Raw genomic sequence first — 16,251 nt, 5'->3', positions numbered from 1 at the left:
TGGTTCCTCTCGATCAGGCGTAGGCGCCGGCTTCGATGTCCTCGGTGAGGCTCGGTCCGTACGGCGTCCACTTGAGGAGTTCGCGGGTGCGCTCGCTGGACGCGGACATGTCCAGCGCGAAGAACCGGCCGACGAAACCGAAGTGTTCGCCCGCCTTCTCCGGTGCCACGGAAACCACCGGGACGTCGAGCATCCGTCCGACGGCCTCGGCGATTTCCCGTGTCGTGACGGCTTCCTCGGCGACGGCGTGCAGCAGCGAGCCGGTGGGCGCGCCTTCCAGGCCAAGCCGGACGAGCCGGGCCGCGTCGGTGCGGTGCACGGCGGCCCAGGAGGCGGTGCCGTCGCCGAGGTAGCCGGACACGCCTTGCTTGCGGGCGGCCGCGACGAGGGCGGAGACGAAACCGTGGTCGCCCACGCCGTGCACCGATGGTGCGAAGCGGGCACTGATCACCCGCATGCCCTTCTCGGCGTACTCGAGCGCGAGGTTCTCGCTACCGCCCCGATGGGAGCCGGGGCCGATGGCGGGGGAGAGGTCGCTTTCGGTGGTGGGCCTGCCCTTGGCCAGGGTCGAGAGTCCGGCGGCGAGCACGAAAGCCCGGCCTGTTCCGGTCAAAGCATCCGCGAAGGTCTGGACGGCGGCCCGCTCGGCCCGGTTGGACTCGGCGGGGTTGCCCCAGTCGTGTTTGTTCGCCAGGTGGATGACGGCCTCGGCCTCTTCGGCGCCCGCGCGGAGGCCGTCGAGGTCGTCCAGGTCGCCGCGGCGGATCCGCGCGCCCTTCCGCTCCAGTGCGGCCGCGGAAGCCTCCGAGCGGGCGAGGCCGGTGACCTCGTGGCCGGCGTCGAGCAACTCGTCCACGACGGCCGAGCCGATCCAGCCGGTCGCCCCGGTGACGAATACGTGCATGGGAGCACTCCTTTTACTTGGTGTTACGGGAAAGACGGGACTGCAGGACGACGAGCGCCCCGAGGACGAGCACGCTCACACCGATCACCCGGAGGGCCGCGCTCGCGCCGGTGACGAACGCGGAGATCACTTCGGGCGCGCGGCCGGGCGCGGTGACGGCCAGCGCCTGCGCGACGGTGCGCGGATCGTGCTCCGCGTGGATGTCCGGTGGAAGCGCGGCCACGAAGCGTCCGGTGAGAACGGTGCCGATGACGGCGACGCCGAGTGCGCTGCCGAATTCGCGGGTGGTGGCCTGGAGTCCGGCGCCGACACCGGCCTGTGCGGGCGGCAGCGAACCGGAGATCGCGGCGGACAGCGTCGGAAGGGCCAGCGTGACACCGACACCGGTCACCACGAGCCAGGCCGCGTACACCGGGTACGGCGTCGAACTGTCGCTTGTGGACAGTCCAATGAGACCGCAACCGCTGAAGACGAACGCGATGGCGACCGTGGCGTCGACGCCGACGCGCCGGACGAGCCTGCCGACGTGCCGCGCGCCGAGGATGACCGGGACGGTCAGCGGGATGATCCCGAGCCCGGTCAACAGGACCCCGAAACCCTTGCCGTACTGGAGGAAGGACGCGTTGACGTAGAACAGCGCGAACATCCCGAAGAAGATCGTGGTCATGCCGAGACAGGCACTGCGCAGCGCGGGCACCCGGAACAACCGGGGATCGAGCAGCGGGTGCCCGGCCCTCAGTTCGACGACCGTCCACAAGGCGAACAGCAGGACCGCGCCCGCGAATCCGGCCAGGACGATCGGGCTTCCCCAACCCTCTTCGGGCCCTTCGACGATGCCGAGTAACAACGCGACCGACGCGCCGACGAGCAGGACGGCGCCGAGGGGGCTGAGCGGCCGGTCGTGCCGAGGGGACACGGGCGCGATCCGGACGACGAGCGCGGCCAGCACGACGGTGAGCGGGACGACGGCCGCGAACAGCCAGCGCCACGATCCGCCCGCCAGCAGCGCGCCGCCGCCGACGTTCCCCACGACACCGCCGATCCCGGTCATCGACGCCCAGGTCGCGATCGTCACGCCCTTGCGCTCGGCGGGTACGGCGTGCAGCAACACGGCGAGTGTGTTGGGCAGCACCGCGGCGGCCCCGATCCCGGTGACGGCCCGGCCCGCCAGCAGGGTCGGCACGTTTGGCGCGATCGCCGACAGCAGCGCGCCGATCGCGAACAGCGCCAGGCCGGCGAGCAGGACGCCCTTGCGGCCGAAACGATCGCCCGCCGCGCCGCCGGGGATCACGAGACAGGCGAAGAAGACGACGTAGGTGTCGACGATCCAGATCAGCGCCGACGCGGACGGGTGGAGATCGCTCGCGGCCAGCATCGGGACGGCGAGGTTGATGGCGGCGACCATCCCGACCACGAGTACGACACAGGCACACATGGCGGTCAGCAGGCCGCGTCGGTCCGCGGCGGCTTCGGGGGCGTCGCGGAGGTGAAGTCGGAGTGGCATGTCCACGACGCTATGGGCCAGCGCGTTCTTCGTGCCACGCAACTTTGACAAGAAGTAGTTGCGTATGATGCAACTATGGATCAGCTGGACCTCAACCTTTTGCGGGTGTTCGACGCCCTGCTGCGGGAGGGCAGCGTGACGGCGGCCGCCGAACGGCTGCACCTGTCGATCCCGGCGGCGAGCCGGGCGCTGGGCCGGTTGCGGCGGGCGATGGGGGATCCGATCCTGGTGCGCGCTGGCCGCGGGATGGTGCCGACGCCGTTCGCGCTCCGGACCGCCCCGCGGGTGCGGTCGCTGCTCGACGAGGCGTCGGCCCTGATCAGCGCCGACCGTGACCTCGCGATCGCCGACCTCGAACGCACCTTCACCATTCGCATCAACGACGGCGTCGCCGCGACCTTGGTGACGGCGGCCGTCGAGGCGACCGCCGCCGTCGCGCCGGGTGTGGTCCTGCGTTTCGTCGCCGAAGGAAGCGAGAGCACCGAGGCGTTGCGAGACGGATCGGTGGATCTGGACATCGGCGCGGGCGACATCGCGGCGCCCGACATCCATTCGACCCTGCTGTACCAGGAACGCGTGGTCGCGATCGTCCGGGCGGACGGCCCGCTCGGCGGCGTACGTCGTCCGACGCTGGCGCAGCTTTGCCGGTATCCGCACGTTTCCGCTTCGCGGCGAGGAAAGGGCAGGGGACCACTCGACGACGTGCTCGAGGCGGCCGGCCTCCAGCGGCGGGTCGCGGCGGTCGTCCCCACCTCCGCCGTCGCCGCGTTCCTGGTCGCTTCGAGCGACTACATCGGTCTCGCGCCCCAGCGGCTCGCCGAGCAGTACGGCCGGTCACTCGGCATCCGCTGGTTCCCGGTCCCCGCGGACCTGCCGTCGATCGAGGTCTGCCAGCTCTGGCACGCGCGGCTCGACGCCGATCCGGCCCAGCGCTGGCTGCGTGACACGATCCACGCCGCCTTCGGACCGTCCGGTGGTAGAGTCTCGAAGGTTGATCAACACCGATCGAGTACGAAAGCGAGGTGAGCGGCACATGCCGGAAGACAGTTCTGGATCGACCGGAAGTGGTCGCCGTTCACCCGTGCGCGCGGTGCGCTGACCTTCTCCGGTCTCCTTTCCCTGTCTGGCTTTGTGTACGCACGCCAGAAAAGAGCCGGAATCATGAACACCTTCGAAATGCTGCTCAGGGTCGGCACGGGCGTCGGCCTCGGCGCCGTCATCGGCATCGAGCGCCAGTACCGCGCCCGGATGGCCGGACTCCGCACCAACGCCCTCGTCGCCGTCGGCGCGACCCTCTTCGTCCTGTTGTCCGCCCACGGTTTCGGCGGGCTGAACACCAGTGGCGACGCCGACCCGACGCGCGTCGCCGCCCAGATCGTCTCCGGTATCGGTTTCCTCGGTGCCGGGGTGATCCTGCGGGACGGCCTGAACGTGCGCGGGCTCAACACCGCGGCCACCCTGTGGTGCTCGGCGGCCGTCGGATCCCTTGCAGGAGCAGGACTTTACGTCGTCGCGCTCGCCGGGACGGCGGTGATCGTCGGGGTCAACGTGCTGTTGCGCCCGCTCGGTCGCGTCGTCGACCGCCGGCCGGAGCACCGGGACGACGACGTCGTGAGCGGTAAGGACGGTTATTGAGGGGTAGGGCAAAGTTGGGAGGTTGCGAAAGCCACTTTGGCAACGTTCAACGTTGCGAAAGTGGCTTTCGCAACGCCGGGTGCGGGGGTGCGGTAGCGAGGAGGGGGCTTTCGCGGCACGGTCGCCCACGGCCCGCGAGCGAATCCCGCGACCCCGACACCTTTGCGTTACCCCTCAACAGAACCGTCGTTATCGCTCACGAGCAGGCTAGGAACTCCAGCAATATCCCCGAAAACTCGGCGGGTTTCTCCAGATTGATCATATGCGCGACTCCGGGAACGACGAGTTTCCGGGCGTCGCGTGCTTCGCTTTCGATCTGGTCGGAGATGGCGAGGATGTCCGTAGAATCCAGATCGCCCGCCAACGTCAACGTGCGCGGGGTCAGCTCGCCGGTGCGCTCGATGGCCCGCAGTTCGTCCATCAGTGTGAAACCGGAGAGCCCGTGCCGCACGATCGTCTGCGTGTACATCTCCTGACACAGCCTCCGGACCTCCTGATCGATGTCCGCGGGCGCGCGCCGCGGCCCGTCCACCCACATGCGCAGGATGCACTCGATGGCGGCGGGGAGATCACCTCGCGCACCCGCCTCCTCGAGTTTCTTGTTCTGCTCCAAGACGAAAGGATCCTTCATCACCATCGAGCTGAGGCCGGTGGCCACGAGGACGAGGTTCTCGACGAGGTCCGGGTAGGTCAGCGCGAAGTCGACCGCGATCCGCCCGCCGCCGGACAAGCCGACCAGTGACGCGCGGGGAAGCCCCAGCGCGGTCATCAGCTCGCGGAGATCCTCGTAGTGCTTGAACCGCTCTGTCGGCGTGGACGATTCGCCATGTCCGCGAGCGTCGTACCTGATAGCGGTGTGGTGCGGTGCGAGCGCAGCCATTTCGGCGTCCCACATCCGGGAATCGAGGATCCCGCCGTGCAGCAGGATCACCGGATCGCCTTCGCCGCGGATCTCGTACGCCAATTCGCCGTTCTCGACCTGAATTCTCCCCGTGGTCATACCGCACGGTACCGGAGAACGACGAAGGCCCCTTTCCCCGAAGTGCGGGGAAAGGGGCCGACGTGGGAGGTGCTTACGCCTGGGTCATCTTCCGCAGGACGTACTGCAGGATGCCGCCGTTGCGGTAGTAGTCCGCCTCACCAGGGGTGTCGATGCGGACGTCCGCGTCGAACTCCACCTTGGTGCCGTCGGTCTTCGTCGCGGTGACGTGGACCGTGCGCGGGGTCTCGCCGTCGTTCAGCTTCGTGATGCCCGAGATGTCGAACGTCTCGGTGCCGTCGAGGCCGAGCGACGAGGCCGACTCGCCTGCCGGGAACTGCAGCGGGATGACACCCATGCCGATCAGGTTCGACCGGTGGATGCGCTCGAACGACTCGGTGATCACCGCGCGCACACCCAGCAGCGAGGTGCCCTTGGCCGCCCAGTCACGCGACGAACCGGAGCCGTACTCCTTGCCGCCCAGCACGACCAGCGGGATGTTCCGCTCCGCGTAGTTCTGCGCCGCGTCGTAGATGAACGCCTGCGGGGCGTCGTCCTGGGTGAAGTCGCGGGTGTAGCCGCCCTGCACGTCGTCCAGCAGCTGGTTGCGCAGCCGGATGTTCGCGAAGGTGCCGCGGATCATGACCTCGTGGTTACCGCGACGCGAGCCGTAGGAGTTGAAGTCCTTCTTCTCCACGCCGTGCTCGGTCAGGTACTGCGCGGCCGGGGTACCCGGCTTGATCGCACCGGCGGGGGAGATGTGGTCGGTGGTGACCGAGTCGCCGAGCTTCGCCAGCACGCGCGCGCCGGCGATGTCGGTGACCGGGGCCGGCTTCGCCTGCATGCCCTCGAAGTACGGGGGCTTCCGGACGTAGGTGGACTCCGCGTCCCACTCGAAGGTCTTGCCTTCGGGGGTCGGCAGCGACTTCCACCGCTCGCCACCGTCGAAGACGTCGGCGTAGTCCTTGGTGAACATCTCCTGCGTGATCGCGTAGTCGATGGTCTCCTGGATCTCCTTGGCCGCGGGCCAGATGTCCTTCAGGAAGACGTCGTTGCCGTCGGTGTCCTGGCCGAGCGGCTGGTTCTCGAAGTCGAAGTCCATCGTGCCGGCGAGCGCGTAGGCGATGACCAGCGGCGGCGACGCGAGGTAGTTCATCTTCACGTCGGGGTTGATCCGGCCTTCGAAGTTCCGGTTGCCCGAGAGCACCGAAACCGCGGTGAGGTCGTTCTCCTGGATCGCCGCGGAGATCTCGTCCGAGAGCGGGCCCGAGTTGCCGATACACGTGGTGCAGCCGTAGCCGACCAGGTGGTAGCCCAGCTTCTCCAGGTACGGCCAGAGACCGGCCTTGTTGTAGTAGTCGGTGACGACCTGCGAACCCGGCGCCATCGAGGTCTTGACCCACGGCTTGACCGCGAGGCCCTTGTCGACCGCGTTCCTGGCGAGCAGCGCCGCGCCGAGCATGACCGACGGGTTCGAGGTGTTGGTGCAGGAGGTGATCGAGGCGATCACCACGGCGCCGTGGTCGAGGACGAACTCGCCGCGGTCCGACGTGCTGACCTTGACCGGCTTGCTCGGGCGGCCGCTGTGGCCGTTCGCCGCGGACTGGATGTCGACCGCGCCCTCGTCCTTGAACGAGAGGGCCGCCGGGTCGCTGGCCGGGAAGGACTCCTCGACGGCTTCGTCGACGTTGGTGTGCGGGGTGTCCTGCTCGCCGCCGACGTAGTCGTGGATCGACTTGCGGAACGAGTTCTTCGCGTCGGTGAGCTCGATGCGGTCCTGCGGGCGCTTCGGGCCGGCGATCGACGGGACGACCGTCGACAGGTCCAGCTCGATGTACTCGGAGTACTCCGGCTCGTGCGACGGGTCGTGCCAGAGGCCCTGCTCCTTGGCGTAGGCCTCGACGAGCGCGACCTGCTCCTCGGAGCGGCCGGTGAGCTTGAGGTAGCGGACGGTCTCTTCGTCGATCGGGAAGATCGCCGCGGTGGAGCCGAACTCCGGGCTCATGTTGCCGATGGTGGCGCGGTTGGCCAGCGGCACCGCGCCGACGCTCTCGCCGTAGAACTCGACGAACTTGCTGACCACACCGTGCTTGCGCAGCATCTCGGTGATGGTGAGCACGACGTCGGTGGCGGTCACGCCGGTCGGGATCTCGCCGGTGAGCTTGAAGCCCACGACGCGCGGGATGAGCATGGAGACCGGCTGGCCCAGCATGGCGGCCTCGGCCTCGATGCCGCCGACGCCCCAGCCCAGCACGCCGAGGCCGTTGACCATGGTGGTGTGCGAGTCGGTGCCGACGCAGGAGTCGGGGTACGCCTGGCCGTTGCGAGCCATCACCGTGCGCGCGAGGTGCTCGATGTTGACCTGGTGCACGATGCCGGTGCCCGGCGGGACGACCTTGAACTCGTCGAAGGCGCCCTGGCCCCAGCGCAGGAACTGGTAGCGCTCGCGGTTGCGCTCGTACTCGATCTCGACGTTGCGCTCGAAGGCGTCCGCGCGGCCGAAGACGTCGATGATGACGGAGTGGTCGATGACCAGCTCGGCGGGGGCGAGCGGGTTGACCTTGTCCGGGTCGCCGCCGAGGTCGGTGACGGCCTCGCGCATGGTGGCGAGGTCGACGACACAGGGCACGCCGGTGAAGTCCTGCATGATCACGCGGGCGGGCGTGAACTGGATCTCGATCGACGGGTCGGCCTTGGCGTCCCAGTCGCCGAGCGCGCGGATGTGGTCGGCGGTGATGTTCGCGCCGTCCTCGGTCCGCAGCAGGTTCTCGAGCAGGATCTTCAAGCTGTAGGGAAGGCGCTGGGAGCCCTCGACCTTGTTCAGGCGGAACACCTCGTAGGAGGCGTCGCCCACCTTCAGCGTGTCTTTGGCGCCGAAGCTGTCCTTGCTGGCGGGTGCGGTCACTTCTAACTCCAGTGGCGGGTCAGTTCGGTGAGTTCTCCAGGCCGTTCGGGTCGGCCGGGAGCGAGTCTTGCGCACCCCCACCGTAGGTCCGGACGCGGGATGGCACACCTCGTTCGTCTCCTCAAACAGTACGCCCGTCCTTTTTGGGAAGCAAGCCGACACGCGGGTCATGAAGGTCTCACCGACCTGCGGCCGTTCGAGTGACGAAACGTTCGTCTGTTCGTCCCCCGTTGAGGGGAAATGGTGCCTACGGTGTGTAAGTTCCTGGTGGTGCTTCTGGTAATGCTGTGACGGCAGTGGCACAGTGAGTCCATTGTTCAAGATCAGGAGGTGGGCGGATCGTGCGTGGTGAAGCCGGGTCTGGGACGCGTGCCCGCCGTGGCATGACCATCGGCGCGCTCGCCGCCGCGCTGTTGCTCGGGGTGACGGGCACGGGGCTCGCGGTTCCGCCGCCCCCGCCGAACCCCAGCGACTCCGAGATCAACTCCAGCAAGGCCGAGGCCAACGCCAAGGCGGGTGACGTCGGCAGGCTCACGAACCAGCTGGCCCAGGCCGAGTCCAAGCTCGCCCAGCTCAACGACGACGTCGAGCTGAAGATGGAAGAGGCGAACAAGGCGAGGGTCGACGCGGAGACCGCGCAGGACGAAGCCTCGCAGGCCGATCGCGAGGCGCAGTCCGCGCGCACCGAATCCGACGCCGCGCAGGCGACCATCGACAAGGCCCGAACCGACCTCGACAAGTTCGCCGCCGCCAGCTTCCAGCAGGGCAGCACCATCGGCTCGGTGTCGGCGTACCTGACGGCCAACAGCCCGAAGGAACTCCTCGGCCGCGCCCAGATGCTCGACGCGGTCGGCGGCAGCAGGCTCAACGCGCTCGACACGATGAAGCGCGCGCAGACGGACAAGTCCAACAAGGACGCGACCGCGCGCAAGAAGCTGGAGATCGCGCAGGAGCGCAAGCGCGCGGCCGAAGCGGCCAAACACGAGGCCGACAACGCGCAGAGCGCCGCCCAGCACGCGCAGGACAACCAGGCCACGCAGAATCAGAAGCTCGAAGCCGACAAGGCGGGCGTCGAGAAGCAGCTCTTCGAAGCGCAGCAGAAGGTCAGCGGCCTGCAGGGGCAGCGGCAGCGCTACGAGGACTGGAAGGCGCAGAAGGCCCGCGAGGACGAGGAACGCGCTCGTCAGGCCGCTCTCGCCGCATCGAGGCCCAGCCCCGGTCAGGGCGGAGGCGGCCGTCCGACGGGCAGGCCCGTCCAGTCGGCCCCCGCCGGGGCGAGCGTCGAAGCCGTCGTCCGGCGCGCGCTGTCGCAGCTCGGCGTGGTCTACGCCTGGGGCGGTGGCAACACGGCCGGTCCGACCCGCGGCATCCGCGACGGTGGCACGGCCGACCGTTACGGCGACTACAACAAGATCGGTTTCGACTGCTCGGGCCTGATGATCTACGCGTTCGCCGGGGTGAAGTCGCTCCCGCACTACAGCGGCTACCAGTACAACGCCGGGCGGAAAGTGCCGCTCTCGCAAATGCGCCGCGGTGACATGCTCTTCTGGGGCGGCAGCGCGCGAGGCATCCACCACGTCGCGATGTACCTCGGGAACGGGCAGATGGTCGAGGCGCCGCAGTCGGGTCTGCGGGTGCGCATCGCGCCGGTGCGCTACGGCGGCATCATGCCGTACGCGACCCGCTTGATCGGCTGAGCGTGACTCACGCGGGGATCGTGCTGGCTGGCGGCGCCGCGCGTCGCCTGTCCGGTGTGGACAAACCCGCGCTCCCCGTCGGAGGGAAACCGTTGCTGGCCAGGGCGCTGGCCGCGCTCGAGGACGCGGATCCGGTGATCGTCGTCGGCCCGGAACGACCGGGTTTCGGCGACGTCGTCTGGACTCGGGAAGCTTCGCCCGGAACGGGTCCGGTGGCCGCGCTGGCCGCCGGGCTCGCGTTGGTGCGCACGGAGCTCGTCGTGGTGCTGGCCGGTGACCTCGCCGGCGTCCGGAAGTCCACTGTGGATCGGCTGGTGGCCGCACTCGGTGCCGCGTCGGGCGCGGTTCTGGTCGACGGTTCGGGGGAGCGGCAGTGGCTGCTCGGCGCCTGGCGCGCCGAGGCGCTGCGCGCGGCCTTGCCGGAGACGGTGGAGAACGCCTCGCTGCGGCGGACGCTGGGCGGGCTGGACATCGTCGAGGTCCCCGAGGAGCCGGGCGAGAGCGACGACATCGACACGCCGGAGGATCTGGACCGGCTCTCGTAGGTGTGGTCGTGAGGGGTACGGATGGTTCTAACCGTCCTTACCGCTCACGAGGCTTGACCGGCTCGGTACCGGTGAGCCGCCTCGCCGCTGAAGTACCTGAAGGGACCCTCGGTGCACTCGGGCCTTCGCGCGCCAAGTTCGCCGTAGGTCCCCAGGCGTCACCGAGGCCTTCACAGCCGTCATACCGCTGATCGGGTTGGCTACCTTCACGAACGGCTGTGTCACCGACCACTACGGTCACATCCGGACGCAAGAACGCAAGCGGGGAACACAGGAGGCACGAGTGACCGAGCCCGGCTACGCCGATGGCGCGCAGCAGCAGCCCGGAACGCCGGCGCGGGACGCCCAGTTGCTGGAGCGGACCGTGTTCGAGGTCAAGCGGATCATCGTCGGCCAGGACAGGCTGGTCGAACGAATGCTGGTCGGCCTGCTGGCCAGGGGGCACCTCCTGCTCGAAGGTGTTCCCGGCGTCGCGAAGACCCTCGCCGTCGAGACCTTCGCGCGAGTGGTCGGCGGCTCGTTCTCGCGCGTGCAGTTCACCCCGGACCTGGTCCCCGCCGACATCCTCGGCACCCGGATCTACCGGCAGGGCGCCGAGCGGTTCGACGTCGAGCTCGGCCCGGTGGTGGCGAACTTCGTGCTCGCCGATGAGATCAACCGCGCGCCTGCCAAGGTGCAGTCGGCGATGCTCGAGGTGATGGCCGAGCGGCACGTGTCGATCGGCGGCCAGACTCATCCGATGCCCGACCCGTTCCTCGTGCTCGCCACGCAGAACCCGATCGAGAACGAGGGCGTGTACCCGCTGCCCGAGGCGCAGCGTGACCGGTTCCTGTTCAAGATCGTCGTCGAGTACCCGACCGCCGAGGAAGAGCGGGAGATCATCTACCGGATGGGCGTCACCGCGCCCACCCCACAAGAGGTGCTGTCCCCGGGTGAACTGGTCCGCCTGCAGGGCGTGGCCTCGCAGGTGTTCGTGCACCACGCGCTGGTCGACTACGTCGTCCGCCTCGTGCTCACCACCCGTACCCCGAACGACCACGGCCTCGCCGACGTCGCGGGCTGGGTGTCCTATGGCGCCTCGCCGCGTGCCAGCCTCGGCATCATCGCCGCCTCGCGGGCGCTGGCCCTGGTCCGCGGCCGGGACTACGTGCTGCCGCAGGACGTCGTCGACGTCGTTCCCGACGTGCTGCGCCACCGGCTCGTGCTGTCCTACGACGCGCTGGCCGACGGCGTCCCCATCGACCACATCATCACGCGGGTGCTGCAGACCGTGCCGTTGCCGCAGGTCTCGGCCCGCCCGCAGGGCGGCGCCGGGCAGAGCGGCCCGGTCCCGGCCGGCGCACCCGTCAGGTAAGGAACTCGCGTGAAGAACGAGAAGGGCGAACGTCCTTCCTGGGCTCCGCCGGTACTCCGCGGGGAGCGGATGGAGGCGGGCCTGCGCACGCTCGAACTCGACGTGCGCCGCCGTCTCGACGGTCTGCTGCAGGGAAACCATCTCGGCCTGGTGCCGGGGCCCGGTTCGGAACCGGGGGAGGCCCGGCCGTACCAGCCCGGCGACGACGTCCGCCGGATGGACTGGGCGGTCACCGCGCGGACGACGAGCCCGCACATCCGGGAGACCGTCGCCGACCGCGAGCTGGAGACATGGCTGGTGGCGGACGTGTCCGCGAGTCTCGACTTCGGCACGGCGCTGTGCGAGAAGCGAGACCTGGTCGTCTGCGCGACGGCCGCCGTCGCCCACCTGACCGGCGGTGGCGGCAACCGGATCGGCGCGCTCGTCTCCAACGGGGCGGGCAGCATCACGCGCATCCCGGCGCGCGGCGGGCTCCCGCACGCGCGGGGACTGGTCCGCAAGATCGCCGAAACCCCGCGTGCCGAGGAAGGTGTCCGCGGGGATCTCGCCGCGGCGCTGGAGAAACTGCGCCGCCCGCCTCGCCGTCGCGGGCTCGCCGTCGTGATCTCCGACTTCCTCGGTGACATGGAATGGCAGCGTCCGTTGCGCGCGCTCGGCGGGCACCACGACCTCATCGCCATCGAAGTCCTCGACCCGCGCGACATCGACCTGCCCGACGTGGGCACCGTCGTGCTGGCCGACCCGGAGACAGGGAAACAGCGCGAAGTGCACGCTTCGGCCTTGCTGCGTAAGGAATTCGGCGCCGCGGCGCATGCTCACCGGCAGGAGGTCGCTGCCGCGCTGCGCCGGGCCGGTGCCGCGCATCTGGTGCTGCGCACCGATTCGGACTGGATCGCGGACATGGTCCGGTTCGTGGTGGCCCGCAAGCGCCGCTGGTCCGGTGGTGTCGCGTGAGCCTGACCGGATTCGCGTCGCCGTGGTGGTTCCTGCTGCTGCTGGCGGTCGCCGCGGTGGCCGTCGGGTACGTGCTCTCGCAGCGCGCGCGGCGCAAGCGCACCATGCGGTTCGCCAACCTGGAACTGCTGGAGAAGGTCGCGCCGAAGAGCCAGGGATGGGTGCGGCACGTTCCCGCCATCCTGATCGTGCTTTCGCTGCTGGTGCTGACCGTCGCGCTCGCCGGGCCGACGGCCGAGCAGAAGGTGCCGCGCAACCGGGCGACCGTGATGCTGGTGATCGACACCTCGCTGTCGATGGAAGCGACCGACGTCGCCCCGACCCGGTTGAAGGCGGCCCAGGAGTCGGCGCGGTCGTTCGCGCAGAACATGACCCCCGGGGTGAACCTCGGGTTGATCTCCTTCGCGGGGACGGCGACCGTGCTGGTCGCGCCGACCACCGACCGCGGCGGCGTGGTGAAGGCGATCGACAACCTCAAGCTGGCGCAGTCGACGGCCACCGGTGAAGGGATCTTCGCCGCGTTGCAGTCGATCGAAAGCTTCTCGGCGATCGTCGGCGGCGCGGAAGGCCCGCCGCCCGCCCGCATCGTCCTGATGAGTGACGGCAAGCAGACCGTGCCGGACGACCTGTACGCCCCGCGAGGTGGCTACACGGCCGCGCAGGCGGCGAAGCAGGCCCAGGTGCCGATCTCGTCGATCTCGTTCGGGACCACGCACGGCTCCGTCGACATCGACGGCAAACCGCAGGACGTGAAGGTCGACGACGAATCGCTGGAGGAGATCGCCCGGCTTTCGGGCGGCGACTTCTACAAGGCGGCGAGCGCGGACGAACTGAAACGTGTGTACGACGACCTCGGCGAGCAGATCGGATACGAGCTGAAGGACGCCGACGCGAGCAGGCCTTGGGTGATTCTGGGGACGCTGATCTTGATGATCGGGGCGGCGGCTTCACTCTTCCTGGGGCAGCGACTGCCCTGATCTGGCTCCCGAGAGTGCTATGAAAGGTCCTTTCCTTGCAAATTTTGCAAGGAAAGGACCTTTCATAGCATGGGGGAGTGCCTCAGGGGGTCGCGAAGCCGTTCTGCCGCCAAGCCTCGTAGACGGCGATCGCCGCGGTGTTCGACAGGTTCAGTGACCGGCTCGTCGGCAGCATCGGCAGCCGCACCCGGTCGGTCACCTGCGCGGACTCCTGCACGTCCGCGGGCAGCCCCGCCGACTCCGGTCCGAACATCAGCACGTCTCCGGGCTCGTACGCGACGTCTGTGTGCAGCCGTGTCGCCGAAGCGCTGAACGCGTAGACCCGGGCGGGGAGCAGCGCCGCCCACGCGGCGTCGAGATCCGCGTGCACGTGGACGCGCGCGAGGTCGTGGTAGTCGAGCCCGGCACGCCGTAGCTGCTTGTCCTCCAGCGTGAAACCGAGTGGCTCCACCAGGTGGAGTTCGCAGCCGGTGTTCGCGGTCAAGCGGATCGCGTTACCCGTGTTGGGCGGGATTTCCGGGCGGTAGAACAGGATGCGGAACACGAGGGTTGATCGTCTTTCGTTCACGGGCGCTTCGCCTGAGCGCGGCCGGGTGGCCATCAAGCCGGACGAGCATGAGGCCCGCCCGTGACCATCCCACCACAGGAGGGCTTCATGCCTTCGCTCCCTCACCCCCTGTCGCGGCGTCGCTTCCTCGGTTATGGCTCCGCCGGCGCGGCCGCCGTCCTGCTGGGGACCGGTGCCTGGAACGCCGCCGGCGCGATGCCGCTCGCTCGCGGTGCCGGAAACCCGTTCACGCTCGGTGTCGCGTCGGGTGACCCGTTGCCCGGCGGTGTCGTGCTCTGGACCCGGCTCGCGCCGAAGCCCTACGAGGCCGACGGCTTCGGCGGTATGCCGCGGACGCCGGTCCGCGTCGAGTACGAGGTGTCGCTCGACGAGCGCTTCCGCGCCGTGATCCGCCGCGGATCCGTGGTCGCCACGCCCGAACTCGGCCACTCCGTGCACCCCGAGATCCACGGCCTCGCACCGGATCACGAGTACTTCTACCGCTTCCGCACCGGTGACGAGGTCTCGCCGGTCGGCCGCACCCGGACGGCGCCCGTCGCGTGGTCGTCGCCGCGCGAGCTGAACTTCGCGTTCGCGTCGTGCCAGAACTGGGAGGCCGGGCACTTCACCGCGTACGAGCACATGGCGGCCGAGGACCTCGACCTGGTCGTGCACCTGGGCGACTACCTCTACGAAAGCGGCGTCACGGGTGTCGGCCGCGGCACGCCGGTGGGGCCGCAGTTCAAGGGCGAGACCTTCGATCTGGCCCGCTACCGGCTCCAGTACGCGCTCTACAAGTCCGAAGCGCCGCTGATGGCCGCGCACGCCGCCTTCCCGTGGATCCACGTCAACGACGACCACGAGGTGGAGAACAACTGGGCGGGCGACATCTCGCAGATCGACAAGGAACCGGACCAGGACCGCGCGGTCTTCCGCCGTCGGCGCGCCGAGGCGTTCCAGGCGATGTACGAGCACCTGCCGTACCGCATCGCCCAGCTGCCGAAGGGGCCGGACGCACGGCTTCACCGGCGGTTGAGCTACGGCACGCTGGCCGACTTCACCATGCTCGACACCCGCCAGTACCGTGACGACCAGCCGTGCGGTGACGGCCAGTCGGCGAACTGCACCGAGCGGTTCGACCAGGACCGCACGCTGCTCGGCTCGGAACAGCGGGACTGGCTGCTCGACGGCTTCTCCCGATCCCGCGCGCGGTGGCAGATCCTCGGCAACCAGGCGCCGATGGGCCAGACCGACACCGACGCCGGCGAGGCCACGAACGTCTACCTCGACCCGTGGGACGGCTACGTCGCCGACCGCGACCGCGTGCTCGCGGCCGCGCAGGACCGCGGGGTGCGGAACCTGGTGGTCATCACCGGCGACAGGCACCAGAACTACGCGTGGGACCTCAAACGCGACTTCGGCGACCCGGGTTCGCCCACCGTCGCGAGCGAGTTCGTCGGGACGTCGATCACCAGCGGCGGCAACGGCGCCGACATGACACCTGGCGGTGAGAACCTGCTGAAGGCCAACCCGCACATGAAGTTCTTCAACAGCCAGCGCGGATACGTCCGGGTCAACGTCAACCGGCAGCGCTGGCGGAGCGACTTCCGGGTGGTGCCGTTCGTCAACACCCCCGGCGCGCCGATCAGCACGCGGGCCAGCTACGTCGTCGAGGACCGGCGCCCCGGCGTTCAGTCCGCCTGAGCGGGCAGGAGGGCGGCGTACACCTCGCGCACCGACGCGGGTGGCGCCGCCTTCTTGAGCGTCTTCGGGTCGACGAAGACGTAGCGGGTCTTCACTTCCGTGCACAGGTCACCGCCGCGGCTGATCTCGAAGTCGATGATCAGCGACGTCGTGCCGAGGTGGTTGAGGTACACGGCCACGACCAGTTCGTCGTCGTAGCGGCAGGGCGCGCGATAGCGGAGGTTCGACTCGGCGACGACGACGTCGACGCCGCTGTCCAGTGCCGCTTCGTGTGAGCCGAAGAGGGCTTTCTCCACTTCGAACATGGCCATGTCGACGTAGGCGAGGTAGTTCGCGTTGAACACGATGCCCTGTCCGTCGCATTCGTGGTAGCGCACGCGCAGCGGCATTTCGACGATCGGTTTCCGTGGCTCTGTCACGGTTTCCAACTTACGTGAAGGCCTCCTTCCCTCGGTTCGAGGAAGGGGCCCGGCGTCGAGCTCTTATGTCGTGAAGGGCCCCTTTGAGACCTTCATCGTCTCAAAGGGGCCCTTCACGACATCCCCA

13 protein-coding genes and 1 pseudogene are annotated in these 16,251 nt (G+C 69.0%); 8 read left to right on the top strand and 6 right to left on the bottom strand.

What is annotated here, in order from left to right; translation table 11 throughout:
* Positions 1 to 13 precede the first annotated feature (13 nt).
* Positions 14 to 904, bottom strand: a complete 891-nt coding sequence (locus tag ACLJO0_RS17975) for an SDR family oxidoreductase (RefSeq protein WP_410579630.1) — start codon at positions 902 to 904, stop codon at positions 14 to 16.
* Positions 905 to 917: 13 nt separating this feature from the next.
* Positions 918 to 2,339 (bottom strand): MFS transporter, encoded by a 1,422-nt coding sequence (locus tag ACLJO0_RS17970; RefSeq protein WP_410579884.1) that lies wholly within the window; start codon positions 2,337 to 2,339, stop codon positions 918 to 920.
* 144 nt (positions 2,340 to 2,483) lie between these two features.
* Here ACLJO0_RS17970 and ACLJO0_RS17965 point away from each other — a divergent pair, with 144 nt between their 5' ends.
* Positions 2,484 to 3,434 (top strand): LysR family transcriptional regulator, encoded by a 951-nt coding sequence (locus ACLJO0_RS17965; protein ID WP_410579629.1) that lies wholly within the window; start codon positions 2,484 to 2,486, stop codon positions 3,432 to 3,434.
* A gap of 135 nt (positions 3,435 to 3,569) precedes the next feature.
* Positions 3,570 to 4,001, top strand: a pseudogene (locus tag ACLJO0_RS17960) (MgtC/SapB family protein); the annotation flags it as partial.
* Between the two features lie 238 nt (positions 4,002 to 4,239).
* Here ACLJO0_RS17960 and ACLJO0_RS17955 read toward each other — a convergent pair.
* A complete protein-coding gene (locus ACLJO0_RS17955; RefSeq protein WP_410579628.1) occupies positions 4,240 to 5,043 on the bottom strand; it encodes an alpha/beta fold hydrolase in 804 nt (267 codons plus the stop codon).
* Positions 5,044 to 5,116: 73 nt separating this feature from the next.
* Positions 5,117 to 7,927 carry an aconitate hydratase AcnA gene (acnA, locus tag ACLJO0_RS17950; RefSeq protein WP_410579627.1) on the bottom strand — a complete coding sequence of 937 codons (2,811 nt, stop codon included), beginning with the start codon at positions 7,925 to 7,927 and terminating at the stop codon, positions 5,117 to 5,119.
* Positions 7,928 to 8,268: 341 nt separating this feature from the next.
* Here acnA and ACLJO0_RS17945 point away from each other — a divergent pair, with 341 nt between their 5' ends.
* The 5 genes from ACLJO0_RS17945 (at position 8,269) to ACLJO0_RS17925 (ending at position 13,454) form a co-directional block, all read left to right on the top strand.
* Positions 8,269 to 9,624 carry an NlpC/P60 family protein gene (locus ACLJO0_RS17945; RefSeq protein WP_410579626.1) on the top strand — a complete coding sequence of 452 codons (1,356 nt, stop codon included), beginning with the start codon at positions 8,269 to 8,271 and terminating at the stop codon, positions 9,622 to 9,624.
* A 2-nt stretch (positions 9,625 to 9,626) separates the two neighbouring features.
* A complete protein-coding gene (locus ACLJO0_RS17940; protein WP_410579625.1) occupies positions 9,627 to 10,169 on the top strand; it encodes a molybdenum cofactor guanylyltransferase in 543 nt (180 codons plus the stop codon).
* 283 nt (positions 10,170 to 10,452) lie between these two features.
* Positions 10,453 to 11,523: an AAA family ATPase gene (locus ACLJO0_RS17935; protein ID WP_410579624.1), complete on the top strand. Its 1,071-nt coding sequence runs from the start codon at positions 10,453 to 10,455 to the stop codon at positions 11,521 to 11,523.
* 69 nt (positions 11,524 to 11,592) lie between these two features.
* The gene (locus ACLJO0_RS17930) at positions 11,593 to 12,477 is read left to right on the top strand and encodes a DUF58 domain-containing protein (protein ID WP_233598847.1); all 885 of its coding nucleotides are present in this window, start codon (positions 11,593 to 11,595) and stop codon (positions 12,475 to 12,477) included.
* Positions 12,474 to 13,454 (top strand): VWA domain-containing protein, encoded by a 981-nt coding sequence (locus ACLJO0_RS17925; protein ID WP_125794154.1) that lies wholly within the window; start codon positions 12,474 to 12,476, stop codon positions 13,452 to 13,454. The genes ACLJO0_RS17930 and ACLJO0_RS17925 overlap by 4 nt, the downstream gene beginning before the upstream one ends.
* Positions 13,455 to 13,536: 82 nt before the next feature.
* On the opposite strand, the gene ACLJO0_RS17920 is transcribed toward ACLJO0_RS17925, so the two are convergent.
* A complete protein-coding gene (locus tag ACLJO0_RS17920; protein ID WP_410579623.1) occupies positions 13,537 to 13,998 on the bottom strand; it encodes a tRNA (cytidine(34)-2'-O)-methyltransferase in 462 nt (153 codons plus the stop codon).
* Positions 13,999 to 14,109: 111 nt separating this feature from the next.
* On the opposite strand from ACLJO0_RS17920, the gene ACLJO0_RS17915 reads away from it, so the two are divergent.
* Complete coding sequence (locus tag ACLJO0_RS17915; RefSeq protein ID WP_410579622.1) at positions 14,110 to 15,705, top strand: alkaline phosphatase D family protein; 1,596 nt, start codon at positions 14,110 to 14,112, stop codon at positions 15,703 to 15,705.
* Here the strand turns inward: ACLJO0_RS17915 and ACLJO0_RS17910 are convergent.
* A complete protein-coding gene (locus tag ACLJO0_RS17910; protein WP_125794151.1) occupies positions 15,693 to 16,124 on the bottom strand; it encodes an acyl-CoA thioesterase in 432 nt (143 codons plus the stop codon). The two genes, ACLJO0_RS17915 and ACLJO0_RS17910, sit on opposite strands and share 13 nt — an antisense overlap.
* Positions 16,125 to 16,251 lie beyond the last annotated feature (127 nt).

The organism is Amycolatopsis sp. lyj-108 (assembly GCF_046549005.1).
Lineage (GTDB): Bacteria > Actinomycetota > Actinomycetes > Mycobacteriales > Pseudonocardiaceae > Amycolatopsis.
Note: the sequence above shows the minus strand (reverse complement) of the source record. Positions and strands in the feature narration are given on the sequence as shown.

Coding starts and splice junctions, on each gene's coding strand:
- ACLJO0_RS17975 (WP_410579630.1), bottom strand. CDS start 904: ATGCACGTATTCGTCACCGGGGCGACCGGCTGGATCGGCTCGGCCGTC.
- ACLJO0_RS17970 (WP_410579884.1), bottom strand. CDS start 2,339: ATGTGTGCCTGTGTCGTACTCGTGGTCGGGATGGTCGCCGCCATCAAC.
- ACLJO0_RS17965 (WP_410579629.1), top strand. CDS start 2,484: ATGGATCAGCTGGACCTCAACCTTTTGCGGGTGTTCGACGCCCTGCTG.
- ACLJO0_RS17955 (WP_410579628.1), bottom strand. CDS start 5,043: ATGACCACGGGGAGAATTCAGGTCGAGAACGGCGAATTGGCGTACGAG.
- ACLJO0_RS17930 (WP_233598847.1), top strand. CDS start 11,593: ATGGAGGCGGGCCTGCGCACGCTCGAACTCGACGTGCGCCGCCGTCTC.
- ACLJO0_RS17915 (WP_410579622.1), top strand. CDS start 14,110: ATGCCTTCGCTCCCTCACCCCCTGTCGCGGCGTCGCTTCCTCGGTTAT.